At 61.5% G+C, this 13872-nt stretch carries 12 protein-coding genes; 7 read left to right on the top strand and 5 right to left on the bottom strand.

The genetic code is table 11. The annotated features are described in order from the left end of the window. The first annotated feature begins 278 nt into the window (after positions 1-278). Both GCM43_RS23215 and GCM43_RS23210 read left to right on the top strand, forming a co-directional pair. Positions 279-467, top strand: a complete 189-nt coding sequence (locus tag GCM43_RS23215) for a hypothetical protein (protein ID WP_152248264.1) — start codon at positions 279-281, stop codon at positions 465-467. 422 nt (positions 468-889) lie between these two features. Next, positions 890-1813, top strand: a complete 924-nt coding sequence (locus GCM43_RS23210; RefSeq protein ID WP_152248263.1) for a VirK/YbjX family protein — start codon at positions 890-892, stop codon at positions 1811-1813. Positions 1814-1854: 41 nt separating this feature from the next. Here GCM43_RS23210 and GCM43_RS23205 read toward each other — a convergent pair whose 3' ends face one another. Beyond that, complete coding sequence (locus tag GCM43_RS23205) at positions 1855-2784, bottom strand: DMT family transporter (protein WP_152248262.1); 930 nt, start codon at positions 2782-2784, stop codon at positions 1855-1857. Between the two features lie 147 nt (positions 2785-2931). Here GCM43_RS23205 and GCM43_RS23200 point away from each other — a divergent pair, with 147 nt between their 5' ends. After that, entirely contained in the window at positions 2932-3684 is a 753-nt protein-coding gene (locus GCM43_RS23200) for an AraC family transcriptional regulator (protein ID WP_319636970.1), read from the top strand. 116 nt (positions 3685-3800) lie between these two features. Here GCM43_RS23200 and GCM43_RS23195 read toward each other — a convergent pair whose 3' ends face one another. After that, positions 3801-5348, bottom strand: coding sequence for a methyl-accepting chemotaxis protein (locus GCM43_RS23195; RefSeq protein WP_152248260.1), 1548 nt, complete (start codon positions 5346-5348; stop codon positions 3801-3803). A 359-nt stretch (positions 5349-5707) separates the two neighbouring features. Further along, the gene (locus GCM43_RS23190; protein ID WP_152248259.1) at positions 5708-6322 is read right to left on the bottom strand and encodes a glutathione S-transferase family protein; all 615 of its coding nucleotides are present in this window, start codon (positions 6320-6322) and stop codon (positions 5708-5710) included. 304 nt (positions 6323-6626) lie between these two features. Here GCM43_RS23190 and GCM43_RS23185 point away from each other — a divergent pair, with 304 nt between their 5' ends. Beyond that, entirely contained in the window at positions 6627-8186 is a 1560-nt protein-coding gene (locus GCM43_RS23185) for an ATPase domain-containing protein (RefSeq protein ID WP_152248258.1), read from the top strand. Next, positions 8183-9451: a sensor histidine kinase gene (locus tag GCM43_RS23180; RefSeq protein ID WP_152248257.1), complete on the top strand. Its 1269-nt coding sequence runs from the start codon at positions 8183-8185 to the stop codon at positions 9449-9451. Before GCM43_RS23185 ends, GCM43_RS23180 begins: the two co-directional genes overlap by 4 nt. A 76-nt stretch (positions 9452-9527) precedes the next feature. On the opposite strand, the gene GCM43_RS23175 is transcribed toward GCM43_RS23180, so the two are convergent. Beyond that, positions 9528-10283 (bottom strand): hypothetical protein, encoded by a 756-nt coding sequence (locus GCM43_RS23175; protein WP_152248256.1) that lies wholly within the window; start codon positions 10281-10283, stop codon positions 9528-9530. A gap of 35 nt (positions 10284-10318) precedes the next feature. Further along, positions 10319-11950, bottom strand: coding sequence for a methyl-accepting chemotaxis protein (locus GCM43_RS23170; RefSeq protein ID WP_152248255.1), 1632 nt, complete (start codon positions 11948-11950; stop codon positions 10319-10321). A gap of 355 nt (positions 11951-12305) precedes the next feature. Here GCM43_RS23170 and GCM43_RS23165 point away from each other — a divergent pair, with 355 nt between their 5' ends. Both GCM43_RS23165 and GCM43_RS23160 read left to right on the top strand, forming a co-directional pair. Continuing rightward, on the top strand, positions 12306-13196 hold the full coding sequence (locus GCM43_RS23165) for a LysR family transcriptional regulator (RefSeq protein WP_152248254.1): 891 nt from the start codon (positions 12306-12308) through the stop codon (positions 13194-13196). A 33-nt stretch (positions 13197-13229) separates the two neighbouring features. Beyond that, complete coding sequence (locus GCM43_RS23160; RefSeq protein ID WP_152248253.1) at positions 13230-13829, top strand: TetR/AcrR family transcriptional regulator; 600 nt, start codon at positions 13230-13232, stop codon at positions 13827-13829. The last annotated feature ends 43 nt before the right edge of the window (positions 13830-13872 follow it).

The raw sequence follows: 13872 nt of genomic DNA, 5'->3' as shown, positions 1-13872 counted from the left end.
GCCCGCCATGGCGCCCAGCGCGCGGCGCGGCGACGCATGGGGCAGCGGCTGGCCCGGCGCGAGCGCGGCCATGCAGGCACGGGTGGCGCCGCCCGTTTCGCCGTCTGGCATTGGCGGATGGGGAAAGGATGGGAGGGTATGCATGGCGGCTCCTGTTTCGGTATCGCTTGCGCAAGGCAGAGATTGCCTATACGATTGCAGATGCAATGATTGTAGTTGCAATCCTTTGCGCAAGCAAGAGGCGCTATGGTCAACCGAAATTCTTAACAAGGTGGAATATGACGCTGAACAATCATGAAACCGTGCGCATGGCCTACGCCGTGAAACTGACGAATGCGCAGGTTGAAGCGGCGAAGAAGTTATACGCCGCCCACTTCGGCGCTACCGACAACCCGCAGGCGATGGCTGCCATCATTGCGGCGCTGGCGCGTAACTACAGTTCCGCCGTGGCGGCCAACGTCCTGTAGCGCAGCAGGCGGGCAGCGCTGACTTGATCGTCGCCCATCTTCGCGGTACGCGTGCGCCTTTGCGCAATTGCCGCCGGCCATAGAAGTCAGAATCGGCCACTTCGCAGGGTGGCGCTGGGCCTTTGGCGCCGTCGTGCTGGCCAGCTCGTTCTCGGCCGCAGCGATCTCGGCGAGGATGCGCCGACAGCGTTAGGCCCAAAAAGATCAACTTGCTGTCACCAGCACGAAAAAGATCAAATTACTGTCGAAGAATCGCGACAGCAAGTTAGGTCACTTCGTTGGGATATCAGAGGGAGACGTAGATATTTTGAGTACCTGGAATGCTGTCTGCGTACTCCTTAATATGAAACTCACCTTCGTCACGTAGCATTCAGATTGGTAAGGCCCTCATTCTGCAGTGCCTGCCATTTTCCACCTGAATCATGACTGACATCGCTTTATCCCTGCGCCATAGCGCCGCTGTGCCACCTGCCGTGCTCCGCCACTCTGCCAGCGGCCACCGCCTGAAAGCGGTGCTGGGTGCACTTTTTTTTCCCCGCCAGCGTAAGCGCTGGCATGCCTTTTTGGGAAGCATACCCGGCCTGCATTGCCTGGCGCAACAGCATCCCTGCCTGCGCTTCAAGCTATACCGACCTTACGTGTCGCGCCGGCTTGGCTGCTCCGCTCGCCTGGCCTTGCTGGAAGGACATTACCGCTTCATGTGGCAAGTCGGCGCACGCGTCCTGATCGAGCGGGCCGCGCGCCAGAGCGTGGTGCTGGCCGCGGCCGAAGGCAAGGATGGAGCGCTCTATCGCTTGCAACTGACGGCCATCCACGACAGCCACCGCGAAGGTGAAATGTGCCTGCGCCTGACGCGTGACGGCCAGTCACTGTACCTTGCCAGCTTTTTGTTTGTACCGCGCGCCGATGGCGTGTCGCTGCAGCTGGGCGCGCTGCAAGGCCTGCGTTCCGAGGCCGGCGCGCAAGCCGTCAAGGATGCGACGCGGGCACTGCACGGTTGCCGCCCGAAAAACCTGTTGGTCACGGTCCTGCGCGATTTCGGCGATTTTTTTGCCTGTACCAATCTGTTTTTTATCAGCAATGACAATCGCATCGCCTTGAATGCACGGCGCCGGCGCCATATCGCAGCCGATTACGACCAGGCATGGCAGGAAATGCATGCCTTTCGTATGCGCGATGGCAATTATCACTTGCCTTGCGCGCCCTACCGTCTACCTGACCTGGCCGCTGTGCCGTCAAGGAAACGCGCTGATGTGCGCCGGCGCGGGGAAATGCTGCAGACCATGATCTCCGGCATGCGTGTCCAACTGGCGGGTTTCCTGGAAGCGCCGTCAGCAGAGTGCTGAAGCAGCGCTTGCCTCGTTGGGCAAGCAAAAGCGGCAGGTATTTATGTCCGTGCGGCGCCCATACCGCGCTGTAACAACGGGCGCGTCATCATCTGTGCCAGCAGCACGCCCAGCAGCGACACGCCGCCGCCGATCAAATGAAAGGCATGCAATGTGTCATGCAGCCACACAATCGCCAGTAAAGCCGTCAGAACCGGCAGTAAATTGACGAAAATACTGCAGCGGTTCGGCCCCAGCAATTTCACGCCTTCGATCCATAAATACGACAGCACGATGGACGAGCCGATACCGGCATAGGCAATCAATGGCAAGGTGGCGTCGTTCAATGGTGCGCTGCCTGCAGGAAGGCGCAGGAAGAACGGCAGCATGCACAACAGCGCTGCCCAAGCCTGGCAGTAGATCGATTGCCAGGCGGGTACTGCCAGGCGCCAGCGGCGCAGCAGCACGCCGTACAAGGCAAAGATCAGGCAGGCAAGCAGCATCAGCGCGTCGCCTGCGTGCATGCCTTCATGCAGCAGTACCAGCATGTCGCCGCGCCCGACCAGATACAGCAAACCGCCGAACGACAGCAGGCCGCCAAGCGTCATGCCGAGCGTCAATTGTTCGCCCAGCAGCACCACGCTGAGGATTGCCGTCATCAATGGCGCCAGCGCCGTAACAATCGCCATATTGGTGGCGGTGGTGCTCTCGGCAGCACGGTACGAGAGACTCTGGAACAGCGCCATCGCCATCACGCCGCACAACATCAGCTGCCACCAGTGGCGGCGTATCGCTACGCGGTTGCGCCACAGCGGGCGGGCCACGAACGGCGTCATCATCAGCAGTACCAGCACCAGACGATAAAAGGTGATGGCGGTGGGGGCGATGCTGGCGGATGCCAGCTTCGATACCACGACATTGCCGGCCCACAGCAACATGGCGGCCAGCGGGTAAAGGTAGGAAGACGGGTGGACAGGTTGGTGCGCAGGCATGCAGTGCTCCAGATAACTAAAAGAGAATCATGATGCCGCAGGCACGCTTCGCATTCTCGCGCTAAGATGCCGGGACCTGTCGTAAAACTGTCTTTTTTATCTATGCAAGCAGACTTTCAGAAACTTCTGCCCGTGAACGCGCGCGCAATGGCAATGTCCATTGATTATGAACACGGCCATGTGATTTCCGTGCACCGCCACGCGCACGCGCAACTGATCTACGCCATACAAGGCGTGATGACCATCGCCACGCCAGCCGGGCGCTGGGTGGTGCCGCCCACGCGCGGCGTATGGCTGCGGCCCGGCGTCGAACACCAGATACGAATGAGTGGCGCAGTCAGGATGGGTACGGTGTTCATCAACTGCGCCAATTCGCCAATTCTGCCGCGCCACAGCTGCGTGCTCGGGATCAGCCCGCTGCTGCGCCAGCTGATCGTGGCAGCCGTCGATATCGCGCCCGACTTTGCCGATGGCGGGCGCGACTGGCATTTGCTGCAGCTTTTGTTGCATGAACTCGACAGTTTGCCGGTGCTGCCGCTGCATCTGCCCCTGCCACAAGATGCACGGCTGCAGGGCATTTGCGAACGCCTGATGGAGGAACCGGGAGAGCAGCTGACGGTGGCGCACTGGGCGGCCCAGCTGAGCATTACCGAGCGCAGCCTGCACCGCCTGTTCCACAAGCAGACCGGCATGCGCTTCGGCCAGTGGCGGCAGCAGGCGCGGCTGCTGCGCGCATTGGAACAGCTGGCTCACGGCGCCAAAGTGATCGATGTGGCGCTGGACAACGGCTACACCAGCCAGAGCGCCTTTACTGCCATGTTCAGGAAGCATTTCGGCACCACGCCTAGCGACTTCTATCGCGATTCAGCAACAGTTCTCAAAAAAAATTCTGCTATATAGTAAGAAAGGTCGGCGATTCTCTGCTGGCGTGTGCGCCGAGTTGGCGGGTTTTGTGGACATGCTGCCAATTGCATCAACGTCACCGGCGCCCGCCATCGATACTGGCCTGAAGTCAGCTACGCCAGCCTGAATACACTGACCACCGTCGCCAGATTGGCCGATTGCTCCTGCATGGCCGCCGCCGCTGCGGCCGCTTCTTCGACCAGCGCAGCGTTTTGCTGGGTGACCTGGTCCATCTGGATCACGGCACGGTTCACTTCCTCGATGCCTACGCTCTGTTCCTGGCTGGCGGCCGTGATTTCGCTGACCACTTCGCTTACCCGGCGCACGCTTTCGAGCATGTCGTTCATCGACTTGCCGGCCTGCTGTACCTGCGAAGTGCCGGAACCGACTTGCACTACCGAGTCGTCGATCAGCACCTTGATTTCCTTGGCGGCAGCAGCGCTGCGGTGCGCCAGGTTGCGCACTTCGGTGGCGACGACGGCAAAGCCCCTGCCCTGCTCGCCTGCGCGCGCCGCTTCCACGGCCGCGTTCAGTGCCAGGATATTGGTCTGAAAAGCGATGCCGTCGATCACGCTGATAATGTCGACGATCTTGCGCGACGATGAGCTGATCGATTCCATGGTGGTGATGACCTCGCCGACCACCTTGCCGCAATCGCCGGCGATGTCGGAAGCCGATTGCGCCAGTTGCTTGGCGTGGCGCGAGTTGTCGGCGTTCTGCTTGACGGTGGACGTCAGTTCTTCCATGGCCGAGGCAGTTTCTTCAAGCGAGCTGGCCTGTTCCTCGGTGCGGCTCGACAGGTCGAGATTGCCGCTGGCAATTTCTGCCGAGGCAGTGGCGATGGTGTCAGTGCCGCTACGCACTTCGCCCACCACGCGTAGCAGGCTGGCGTTCATCAGTCCCAGGGCTGCCATCAACTGGCCGGTTTCGTCGGCGCCGCCGGGCACGATGCTGGCGGTGAGGTCGCCGTTGGCCACGCGCTGGGCCACGTCGACAGCATCTTGCAACGGCCGCGAGACGATGCGCGCTACCCACACCGCCAGTCCCATGCCGACCACGATCAGCACCACCAGCACGCCCAGGATCAGGTTGCGCGACAGGACAAAGGTTGCGGCCGCTTGCTGGTCCGATTCCAGGCTGCCGTCGTCGTTGATCTTGACCAGGGCTTCGAGCTGCTCGTTTACCTGGCGAAACAGCTTGTTGGATGCACCCCGGAACAGCGTGCGCGCTTCCTCCTTGCTGCCGGCACGCGACAGGGCCGTCAGCTTTTTGCTTTCCACCATGTAGTCGGTCAGCGACTTTTGCAGTCCGCTATAGATGCGTTTTTCCTCGGGCTCGGACACCAGCGCAGCATACGAGGCCTGCTGCCTGGCGAGCGTTTCCAGGCGCGTGGCCATCGATTTGTCGGTCGCAGCCATGTCTTCTTCGGTCGTTACCAGGATGTGGGTCGACTCGGATATGCGGTAGCGTGAAAGCGAATTTTGCATCTGGCCCAGGTAGCGCACGGCCGGCAGCCAGTTGGTGGCGATGTCGGTCGAGGCCTGACTGACCTTGGTCATCTGGGCAATCGAGAACAGTCCCAGTGCACAGGTAAAAATGGTAAGAATGGCAAAAGAGACAAGCAGCTTTTTACCGATCTTTAAATCATAAAACCACTGCATGTCGCCCCCTGATTAATTTCTTATTTGAAATTCGATCATAGCTACTGCCTATTCAAAAGTCGATGAAAGCGAAACAGCCGCCGCTTTTCGCTGCGAAGTTGTGGCTTTTCAGGTGAATTTAATGGAAGTTGATCTATCTTGCATAAAACACTATCAGGTGGCTTGGTCGCTGCAGTTATTCAGACGCGCTATGTGCTCGACGGCGGGGACGAACTGACGAAAGTCATCGCTATCTGCTCAGGGATATTCAGGTGAATTATCCTGTTGACATGTTTTTTCAGAAGGTGAGCGTATCGTTCAAACAGAAATTGTCTGCGTGCGTGAAAAATAGTGCATAGGGCGGCCTGACAAGCTGCGCGTCACCCTTGCGTCAATTCCATCGCCCGCTGCCACGCCGGGCGCGCCTTGACCATGTCCATAAACGCTTTCAATTTCGGCCAGCGCCCGCCCTCCTGTTGCTGAACCGCCAGGCTGACCGGAAAGCTCAGCATGATATCGGCGGCGGTTAGCGTGTCGCCAATGAAGTAACCCGATGGCTGCAAGATGCTTTCCAGGTAGTCAAAATGGCTGACGACTTCGCTGTCGATGCGGCCATGCAGCGGTGCACCGCCCTCTTTCAAGCGCGCCACGTAGATGCGGAGCAGCAAGGGAATCATGGCTGATCCTTCGGCAAAGTGCATCAGTTGCAGATGGCGCAGTGCGTCTGGCGTGCCGGCGGCGGGCAGCAGGCGGCCATTGCCGTAGGTGTCGCACAGGTATTGGGCGATGGCGCCCGATTCCTCGATCAGCACGCCATTGTCTTCCAGCAGCGGCGACTTGCCCAGCGGATGGATCTTTTTCAGCTCGGGCGGCGCGAAATGCGTGACGGCGTCGCGCTGGTAGCGGACCAGTTCGTATTCCAGGCCCAGTTCTTCAAGCAGCCAGACGATACGCTGCGAGCGGCTCTGGTTCAGATGGTGTACGCGGATGGCCATGTTGGTTTGACTTTCAAGCTGTGAGAAGCGCCATTGCACCAGAACCTGTGCGGTGTGTCCAGTGCGATCGCTGGCATGGGCAATGAAATCGCCGGGGCTTATCCGGCCTTGGCCGACGGCAAGGTGCTGCGGCCTTTCCGCGCCTGTATATTGTATGCAAGCGCCCGGATGGCAGTGGGCGTAAGACTGGAACGCCACCGGTGGCTCCGGGCACGCACGAGACGAACGCACCCTGTTTTCCGCCATCAAACTGCTACACTGTGAGTCACTATTATATTTTTACTCTTACTGGTACAGGAACAACGTGGAAGCACTGGTCAAAACCGGCATTACCGGACTCGATGAGATTCTTTTCGGCGGCATTCCGCGCCATAACAACATCATCGTGGAAGGCGCGCCCGGTGCGGGCAAGACCACGCTGGGGCTGGGTTTTATCCATGCCGGCGCCGCGCTGTATGACGAGCCGGGCGTGATCGTTTCGTTCGAGCTCGACGAAGCCAAGCTGCTGCGCGATGCGGCTGGCTTCGACTGGGATCTGCAGGCGCAGATCGACCGGGGCATGATCCGGATTATCCAGACCAGCCCGGCCGTGTTGCTGTCGGAGTTCCGCAATGCCGACGGCGCGTTTGCCGGTGCGTTGCGCGCCATGAACGCCAAGCGCCTGCTGATCGACGGCTTGACGCCCATGCGCCTGTATGCCGAGGCGCATGACCTGGCCTTCCGCGACGATATCTATGTGCTGATCGAAGGACTGAACCGGCTGGGCGTGACCACCATGATGACGGCCGAGCGAGACGCCTCGATCGCCGCGCCGGCGCACGAACGCTTCGTGTTCGACACGATCATCGAATTGAGCCGCGCCGAGCACCAGCGCCGCGTCGAACGCCGCCTGACGGTGGCCAAGTCGCGCGGCCAGGATTTTATCGGCGGCAGCCACACCATGCGCATCGAGGCGCACCAGGGCATCCATGTGTTCCGCCGCGCCCAGTCGCGTCCCCTGCAGCTCAATGACCAGCCCACTTCCGACCGGCGCATCTCGGTCGGCGCGCCGGAAATCGACAAGCTGATGGACGGCGGCCTGTATGAAGGCTCGGTCACCATGGTCAGCGGCATCTCGGGCACCGGCAAGACGGTGCTGTCGGTGCAGTTTTTGACGGCGGCCGTCAAGGCCGGCCACAAGACGCTGTTAGTCACGCTCGACGAGCATCCGCGCCAGCTCACACGCAATGCCGCTTCGCTGGGCTTTGACCTGGCCGGCATGCAGCAGCGTGGCGAGCTGTTCCTGCTGTACGAGTCGCCACTGGAACTGGAACTCGACGTGCATTTCGACCGCGTCATCAAGCTGGCCGAGCGCGAAGGCATCGACTGCATCGTGTTCGATTCGATTGCCGTCTATGAAATGGCCAGTCGCATCGAAGTGGCCGACTACCTGTATGCGCTGGCCACGCATTTCAAGAACCGCCTGGCAACAGTGCTGTTCAATTACGAAAGCCCCGAGCTGCTGGGCCTGTCGCAGATCAGCGAAGACCTCAAAGGCTCGCACCTGGTCGACAATATCATCCTGCTCAATTACGTGGAAATCTCGACCGTGCTGCGCCGCGCGATCGCCATTCCCAAGGTGCGCGGCAGCCGCAATCTGCAGGTCACGCGCGAATATGTAATTGCCGAAGGCGGCCTGCGGCTGCTCGACGAAGACCGCACGGCCGCCGCCCAGGCCAACGCGGTGCCGCAACTGCCGTTCTCGGCCTATTCGAGCCTGCTGTCGCGCTCGCCCACGCGCCAGAGTCCGGCCATCGAGACGGCCGTGGCGCAAGGCGACGAGCTGCCCGAGTCGGTCGCCTCGCCGGTCGACACCACGCCGTGATCCGCGTCGCCCCTGCCCATGCCGACCCGCTCGACTGGGAAGAATGGCGCACGCCCCTGCAGCAGTTCAGCCAGGCCTGCGCACTGGTGGTATCAGCTTACGAGATTGACGGCCAGCGCGCCGGCCAGCGCAAAATCGGCCCGCTGCTGGCCACCCGCACTGCGCGTTTCCTGGCGCAATCGAGCCTGTGGCGTGACGATGGTCCCGGCACGGCGTTCGAACAGCGCGTGGTGGCGCTGGTGGCGGCCGGACACGACGATGTGACGGAGCGGTACCATGATCTGCAGGTAGCTGCGCTGCCCCTGACGCGCGGCGGCCAGCGTTATGGCGCGCTGGTGTTCGGCTGGTGCTTTGCCGACTTCAGCTCGCCGATGGCCTGCCAGCGCCTGGGCGCCGAGATCGGCGTCGCCGGCCAGGCGCTGTGGAACGAAGTGCGGCTCGACGCGCCGTTGACGTCGGCACGCCTTGACACCTACCGCGAACTGCTGCGCACGCTGGCAGGGTCGATCGACCGCCAGCGCGACACCATCGATGAACTCAAGCGCGTCAGCCGCACGCGCGAACTGTTCCTGGCCACCGTTTCGCACGAGATGCGCACGCCGCTGTCGGCGCTGTCGATGCGGGTGGAAATCCTGCTGCGCACCATGCAGGACATGCCGCCGGCGTTAAAGACGGCACTGCTGTCGATGCGCGTGCACGTGCGCCAGGAAGCGGCCATGGTGGAAGACCTGATCGACGCGGCGCGCACGCTGACCGGCACCATGTCGGTCGAGCGCGTGGCCACGCCGCTGGGGCGCGTCGTGCGCGAAGCGGTATCTACCGTCGAAGGCAGCGTCAGCGCCAAGCGCATTGCTTTTTCCGTGGCGCCCGACAACCATGGCGACCATATCGAAGTGTACGCCGACCCGCGCCGGCTGCAGCAGGTGTTGTGGAACCTGATCCTGAACGCGGTCAAGTTCACGCCCGAAGGCGGCGCTGTCGGCGTGACCATCAGCCAGGAGGCCGATGGCGTGTGCATCCGCGTCAGCGACAGCGGCCAGGGCATTGCGCCAGACGACCTGGCGCATGTGTTTGGCGCCTTTACGCTGCAAAGCGAAGCAAACGCCAGCGGCCTGGGGCTGGGCCTGTATATCGCCCGGCGCATTGTCGAGCTGCACGGCGGCAGTATTACTGCCAGCAGCCCGGGCAAGGGGCTGGGGGCCACGTTTACGGTGTATTTGCCGACGGAACGGGGAGCGATTGAGCGGGAGCGTAGGTCGGATTAGGCCCTCCGGGCCGTAATCCGACAACATTGTTGGCGTCAGCGGTGTTGTCGGATTACGGCCTGCGGCCTAATCCGACCTACCCGACATACGCCGACCCACGCTGATCGCACTGCTGCGCGTAGCGGTTCAATTCCTCGCCCAGGTAGCGGGCCGAGGTACCGTCGAGCTTGAGCTGGGCCAGCGCACCGGCCAGCCTTGGCGCCAGGCTGGCGTGACGCTGGTTCAGGTAGCAGTGGCCGCTGGTGGTGGCGATGGTGGCCAGTTGCCTGATCTGCGGTTGCGCCAGCGGGCGCTGGCCGCAGCCGGCAAAGCGCAGATAATCGTCGACCGCCTCCTGCACATCGAAATACAGGTCGGTGCGGCGCAGTTGCAGCTTGCGGATACCCTGCCACACTTCGCCGATCTCCGAGCTGTGCGCGCGTCCCAGCTGCTGCTCCAGAAAGGCTTCCATTTCCTGGATGCCGCGCCGCGTTTCGCAGCGCAGCCCCTGGCGCTGTACCTGCGCCATGTCGACAAACGGCGCCGCCGTGGCCAGGCCATACACGCAGAAATTGACGGCATTGTTGGCTTCTTCCACGCGCCGCAGTTGCGGATGAAGCTGCTGGTAGGCCAGCGTGCGTCCCAATTCCCCATCGACTTCGCCGCTCTCGACCATCGCCGTGGCGCGCTTCGCCGGCACCTCGACAAATTCGAACTGCAGGCCCAGCATGGCACAGGCGTCGGTATAGAGCCGGATCAGCCACTGGCTGCGCGGATTGGCCTGAGGGCGCGAAAACACAAAGCGCAGCAGCTGCCGGTCGGCGCTGTGGCTGGCCACAGGCAGCATGGTCAAAGCTGCTGCCTGCAGCAAGCTGCGCCGGGCGACCATTATTTGAGCAGCCTGGCGCTGGCGTTGGCGCACGCCCTGCCGACGGCCACCGGAACTGGCCTGGCCAGCGCCGGTTCGCCCGCGTCAAGACGGAAGCGCAGCACCAGTTGCTCGAGCAAGGCGGCCTGCTCCTGCATGCTGCCGGCGGCGGCGGCCGCCTGTTCGACCAGGGCGGCATTTTGCTGGGTCACTGCATCCATTTCATTGATCGCCTGGTTAACATGGGAAATGCCGGTGCTCTGCTCACTGGAAGCGGCCGTAATGGCCGCCATGATGTCGGTCACACGCGACACGCTGGTTACCACCTGCTCCATGGTGCTGCCGGCCTCGGCCACCAGGGCGCTGCCGCTGCGGATGCTGTCGACCGAGTTGCCGATCAGCGCCTTGATTTCCTTGGCCGACTCGGCGCTGCGGTGGGCCAGGCTGCGCACCTCCGATGCTACCACGGCAAAGCCGCGGCCCTGTTCTCCAGCGCGTGCGGCCTCGACTGCAGCGTTGAGCGCCAGGATATTGGTCTGGAAGGCAATCGCGTCGATCACCGCAATAATATCGACAATGCGCTCGGCCGAGGCATTGATGGCGTCCATGGTCTCGACCACGCGCGTGACCACCTGGCCGCCCTTTTCCGCCGTGCTGGCAGCCGCCTGCACCAGCGCATTGGCCTGCTGGGCATTGACGGCGTTCTGGTTGACGGTCGACGTCAGCTCTTCCATCGAGGCGGCGGTTTCTTCGAGCGAGCTGGCCTGCGACTCGGTGCGGGCCGACAGGTCGAGATTGCCGGTGGCGATTTCGACCGAGGCCTGCGCAATCATGCTGGCGCTGCCGCGGATTTCGCCGATGGTCTGTGCCAGCTGCTGCTGCATCGACTGCATGCCGAACAGAATGCTGCTGTCGTCGTTTTGTTGCGTCTGCAGGCTGACCGACAGGTCGCCGACGGCAATACGGGCGGCCGCGCCGCGCACTTCCAGTGGATCGCCGCCGATGGTGGCGCGCAGGCTGCGGTTGGTCAGCACCACGATGGCCGACAGCAGCGCTGTCACCAGCAGCAGTACCAGGGCCGATTCAACCAGTTCTGCCTTGAAGGCCTCGTCGATATCGTCCATATAGACGCCGGTAATCAAATCCCATTGCCACGGCGCGTAGCGCAACACGTGCGACACTTTTGGCAGCGGCACCTTGCCGCCCGGGCGCGCCCAGACGTAGTACACATAGCCGTTGCCGGCAGCACTGGCGCCCGCTTCGGCAATATGACGGTACAGATAATAGCCGTTGGAATCCTGAAAGCCGCTCATGTCCTTGCCATTGTTCTGTGGCGCAAACGGATTCATCAGCGAGATGCGATCCTTGCTGGTAATGGCCGTGTAGCCGCCGCCAGGAAAGCGCAGCGCCCGCACCGCTTCAATCGCCTGCTGCTGCGCTGCCTCTTTGCTCAGCTTGCCGGCGGTGGCCATGTCGTCAAAATGCTTGACCAGGCTGGACGCTACCGCATTGATATTGCTCAGGTCCTTGCGCCGCTCGTCGAGGCGCAATTCGCGCGTATCGAGAGCGTTATAGACAAAAACACCAAAGATACAGATCAAGCTGCAGACCAGTGGCAGCCATAATTTTTGCCGGAACGAAAGTTTGTTCATCAATCGACTTTCTGAATTATTTGAATTGCAATGAGATGGGCGCAACAAAACACGACCGTGAGTACTGGCCGCGGGGTGAGATGGAACAATATCGGGATCAAACGAGCGGCTGGAGCCGGCAAGCCGTGGTTATCTGGATCTTTTCATGGTCTGGCGCGTTGTTTGGGCACCTGAAAAAATCCAACCACGCCTTGCACCAATACGCTGGCAAAGACGACCTGCTTGTCGCGCGCACGGCGGACAACAGCCGACGTGCACATTAAAGTTGCACAGCAGTATAGTTGCTTTCTTATTAGCAAGAAAGGCTATAAAATAAATTAATTTGTTTCTGAAATCGGTCTAATCAAGGTGCACGATGGATAAGTTGATGGCAATGCAGGTATTTGTGGCGACCGTCGACAGCGGCAGCCAGTCTGCTGCAGCAGAAAAGCTGGGCATGTCGCGCCCGGTGGTGTCGCGCTATCTGGTCGAACTGGAAGACTGGTCGGGCGCGCGCCTGCTGCATCGCACGACACGCAAGCTCAGCCTGACTGCAGCCGGAACCGACGTTTATGCGCGCAGCCGTGAATTGCTGGAACTGTCACAACAGATGCGCCAGGCGGTCGGCGAAGCTGGCGATACGCCACGCGGCCGATTGCGCATTACGGCCAGTACCACGCTCGGGCGCTCAGTGCTGGCGCGGCTGCTGGCGCAGTTTGCCGCACAATATCCAGCGGTGTCGATCGACATTCTGCTGTCCGACCAGTTGGTGGACTTGGTCGAGCAGCGCATCGATCTTGCCGTACGCATTACCAACTCGCCCGGCGCCAACATGGTGGCACGCAAGCTGGCAACCTGCCATGTACTGCTGTGTGCAGCGCCTGTGTATATCGGGCAGCACGGCGCGCCGCAGCATCCGGCGCAATTGCGCGACCATAACTGCCTGACGCACGCGACCTACGGCAAGAATACCTGGACCTTTTCAAAAGACGGCGAGCAGCACGAGGTCACCGTCAGCGGCAATATCAGCGCCAATGATGCCGCCGCAATCAAACAGGCCGCCATCTACGGCGCCGGGCTGTCCATGCTGCCCGCGTACATGGCGCTGCCACTGATTGCCAAGGGCGAACTGGTGGCGCTGCTGCCTGGTTACGAAGCGATGTCGATGACCATCTACGCCATCTATGCCACCCGCAGAAACATGCCCCTGGCGCTGGCCAGGCTGGTCGATTTCCTCGAGCTGCGCTTCAGGCAGGAACAACTGTAACGCAGCCGCGTGCAGGCAAATTGAAAATCCTATATGATGACCATCATGCAGAAAAATTCTACAACGCCGAACCGCAAGGAACAAACCCACGACCGCATCGTCGACGTGGCCTCGCGCGCTATTCGCCGCAGCGGCTACAGCGGCACCGGCGTGGCCGATATCATGAAGGAAGCCGGTCTAACGCATGGCGGTTTCTATGCGCACTTCGAGTCGCGCGACGCCCTGTTGGCCGAAGCTGCCAGCCGCGCCTGCGCCGATTCGGCCGCGCTGGTCTCGTCAGTGGTGGCCAGCGCGCCGCCAGGCAAAGTGCTGCAGGCGATGATGGCGGCCTATCTGGCGCCCGAACATATTGCCGACATTGAAACCGGCTGCCCACTGGCGGCACTGGCCTCGGAAGTACCGCGCCAGGCTGAGCCGGTACGCCAGGTTGCCGACAGCTATATCAAAAAGATGATCGAGGCCTTTGCGTACCAGATGCCTGATCGCAGCCCGCCTGAGGCAAACCAGCAGGCCATGGCGTTGCTGTGTTCGCTGATCGGCACCACCGTACTGGCGCGCGCCGTTGCTGATCCAGAATTGTCGGCAGCCTTGTGCGCGGCCACCATGAAACAATTTGCTGAAACGGCTGGCTGACGCCTGCCATTTTTTTTAAACCAGAATATGATGATCGTCATAT

Source organism: Janthinobacterium aquaticum (genome assembly GCF_009208565.1).
GTDB lineage: Bacteria > Pseudomonadota > Gammaproteobacteria > Burkholderiales > Burkholderiaceae_D > Janthinobacterium.
The sequence above is the reverse complement of the archived record's forward strand: the minus strand, read 5'-3'. Positions and strand labels throughout refer to the sequence as shown.

Excerpts from the sequence above, each read along its gene's own strand:
- GCM43_RS23210 (WP_152248263.1), top strand. The coding sequence starts at position 890 with ATGACTGACATCGCTTTATCCCTGCGCCATAGCGCCGCTGTGCCACCT.
- GCM43_RS23165 (WP_152248254.1), top strand. The coding sequence starts at position 12,306 with ATGGATAAGTTGATGGCAATGCAGGTATTTGTGGCGACCGTCGACAGC.
- GCM43_RS23160 (WP_152248253.1), top strand. The coding sequence starts at position 13,230 with ATGATGACCATCATGCAGAAAAATTCTACAACGCCGAACCGCAAGGAA.
- GCM43_RS23195 (WP_152248260.1), bottom strand. The coding sequence starts at position 5,348 with ATGCAGTGGTTTTATGATTTAAAGATCGGTAAAAAGCTGCTTGTCTCT.
- GCM43_RS23200 (WP_319636970.1), top strand. The coding sequence starts at position 2,932 with ATGGCAATGTCCATTGATTATGAACACGGCCATGTGATTTCCGTGCAC.
- GCM43_RS23215 (WP_152248264.1), top strand. The coding sequence starts at position 279 with ATGACGCTGAACAATCATGAAACCGTGCGCATGGCCTACGCCGTGAAA.
- GCM43_RS23190 (WP_152248259.1), bottom strand. The coding sequence starts at position 6,322 with ATGGCCATCCGCGTACACCATCTGAACCAGAGCCGCTCGCAGCGTATC.
- GCM43_RS23205 (WP_152248262.1), bottom strand. The coding sequence starts at position 2,784 with ATGCCTGCGCACCAACCTGTCCACCCGTCTTCCTACCTTTACCCGCTG.
- GCM43_RS23170 (WP_152248255.1), bottom strand. The coding sequence starts at position 11,950 with ATGAACAAACTTTCGTTCCGGCAAAAATTATGGCTGCCACTGGTCTGC.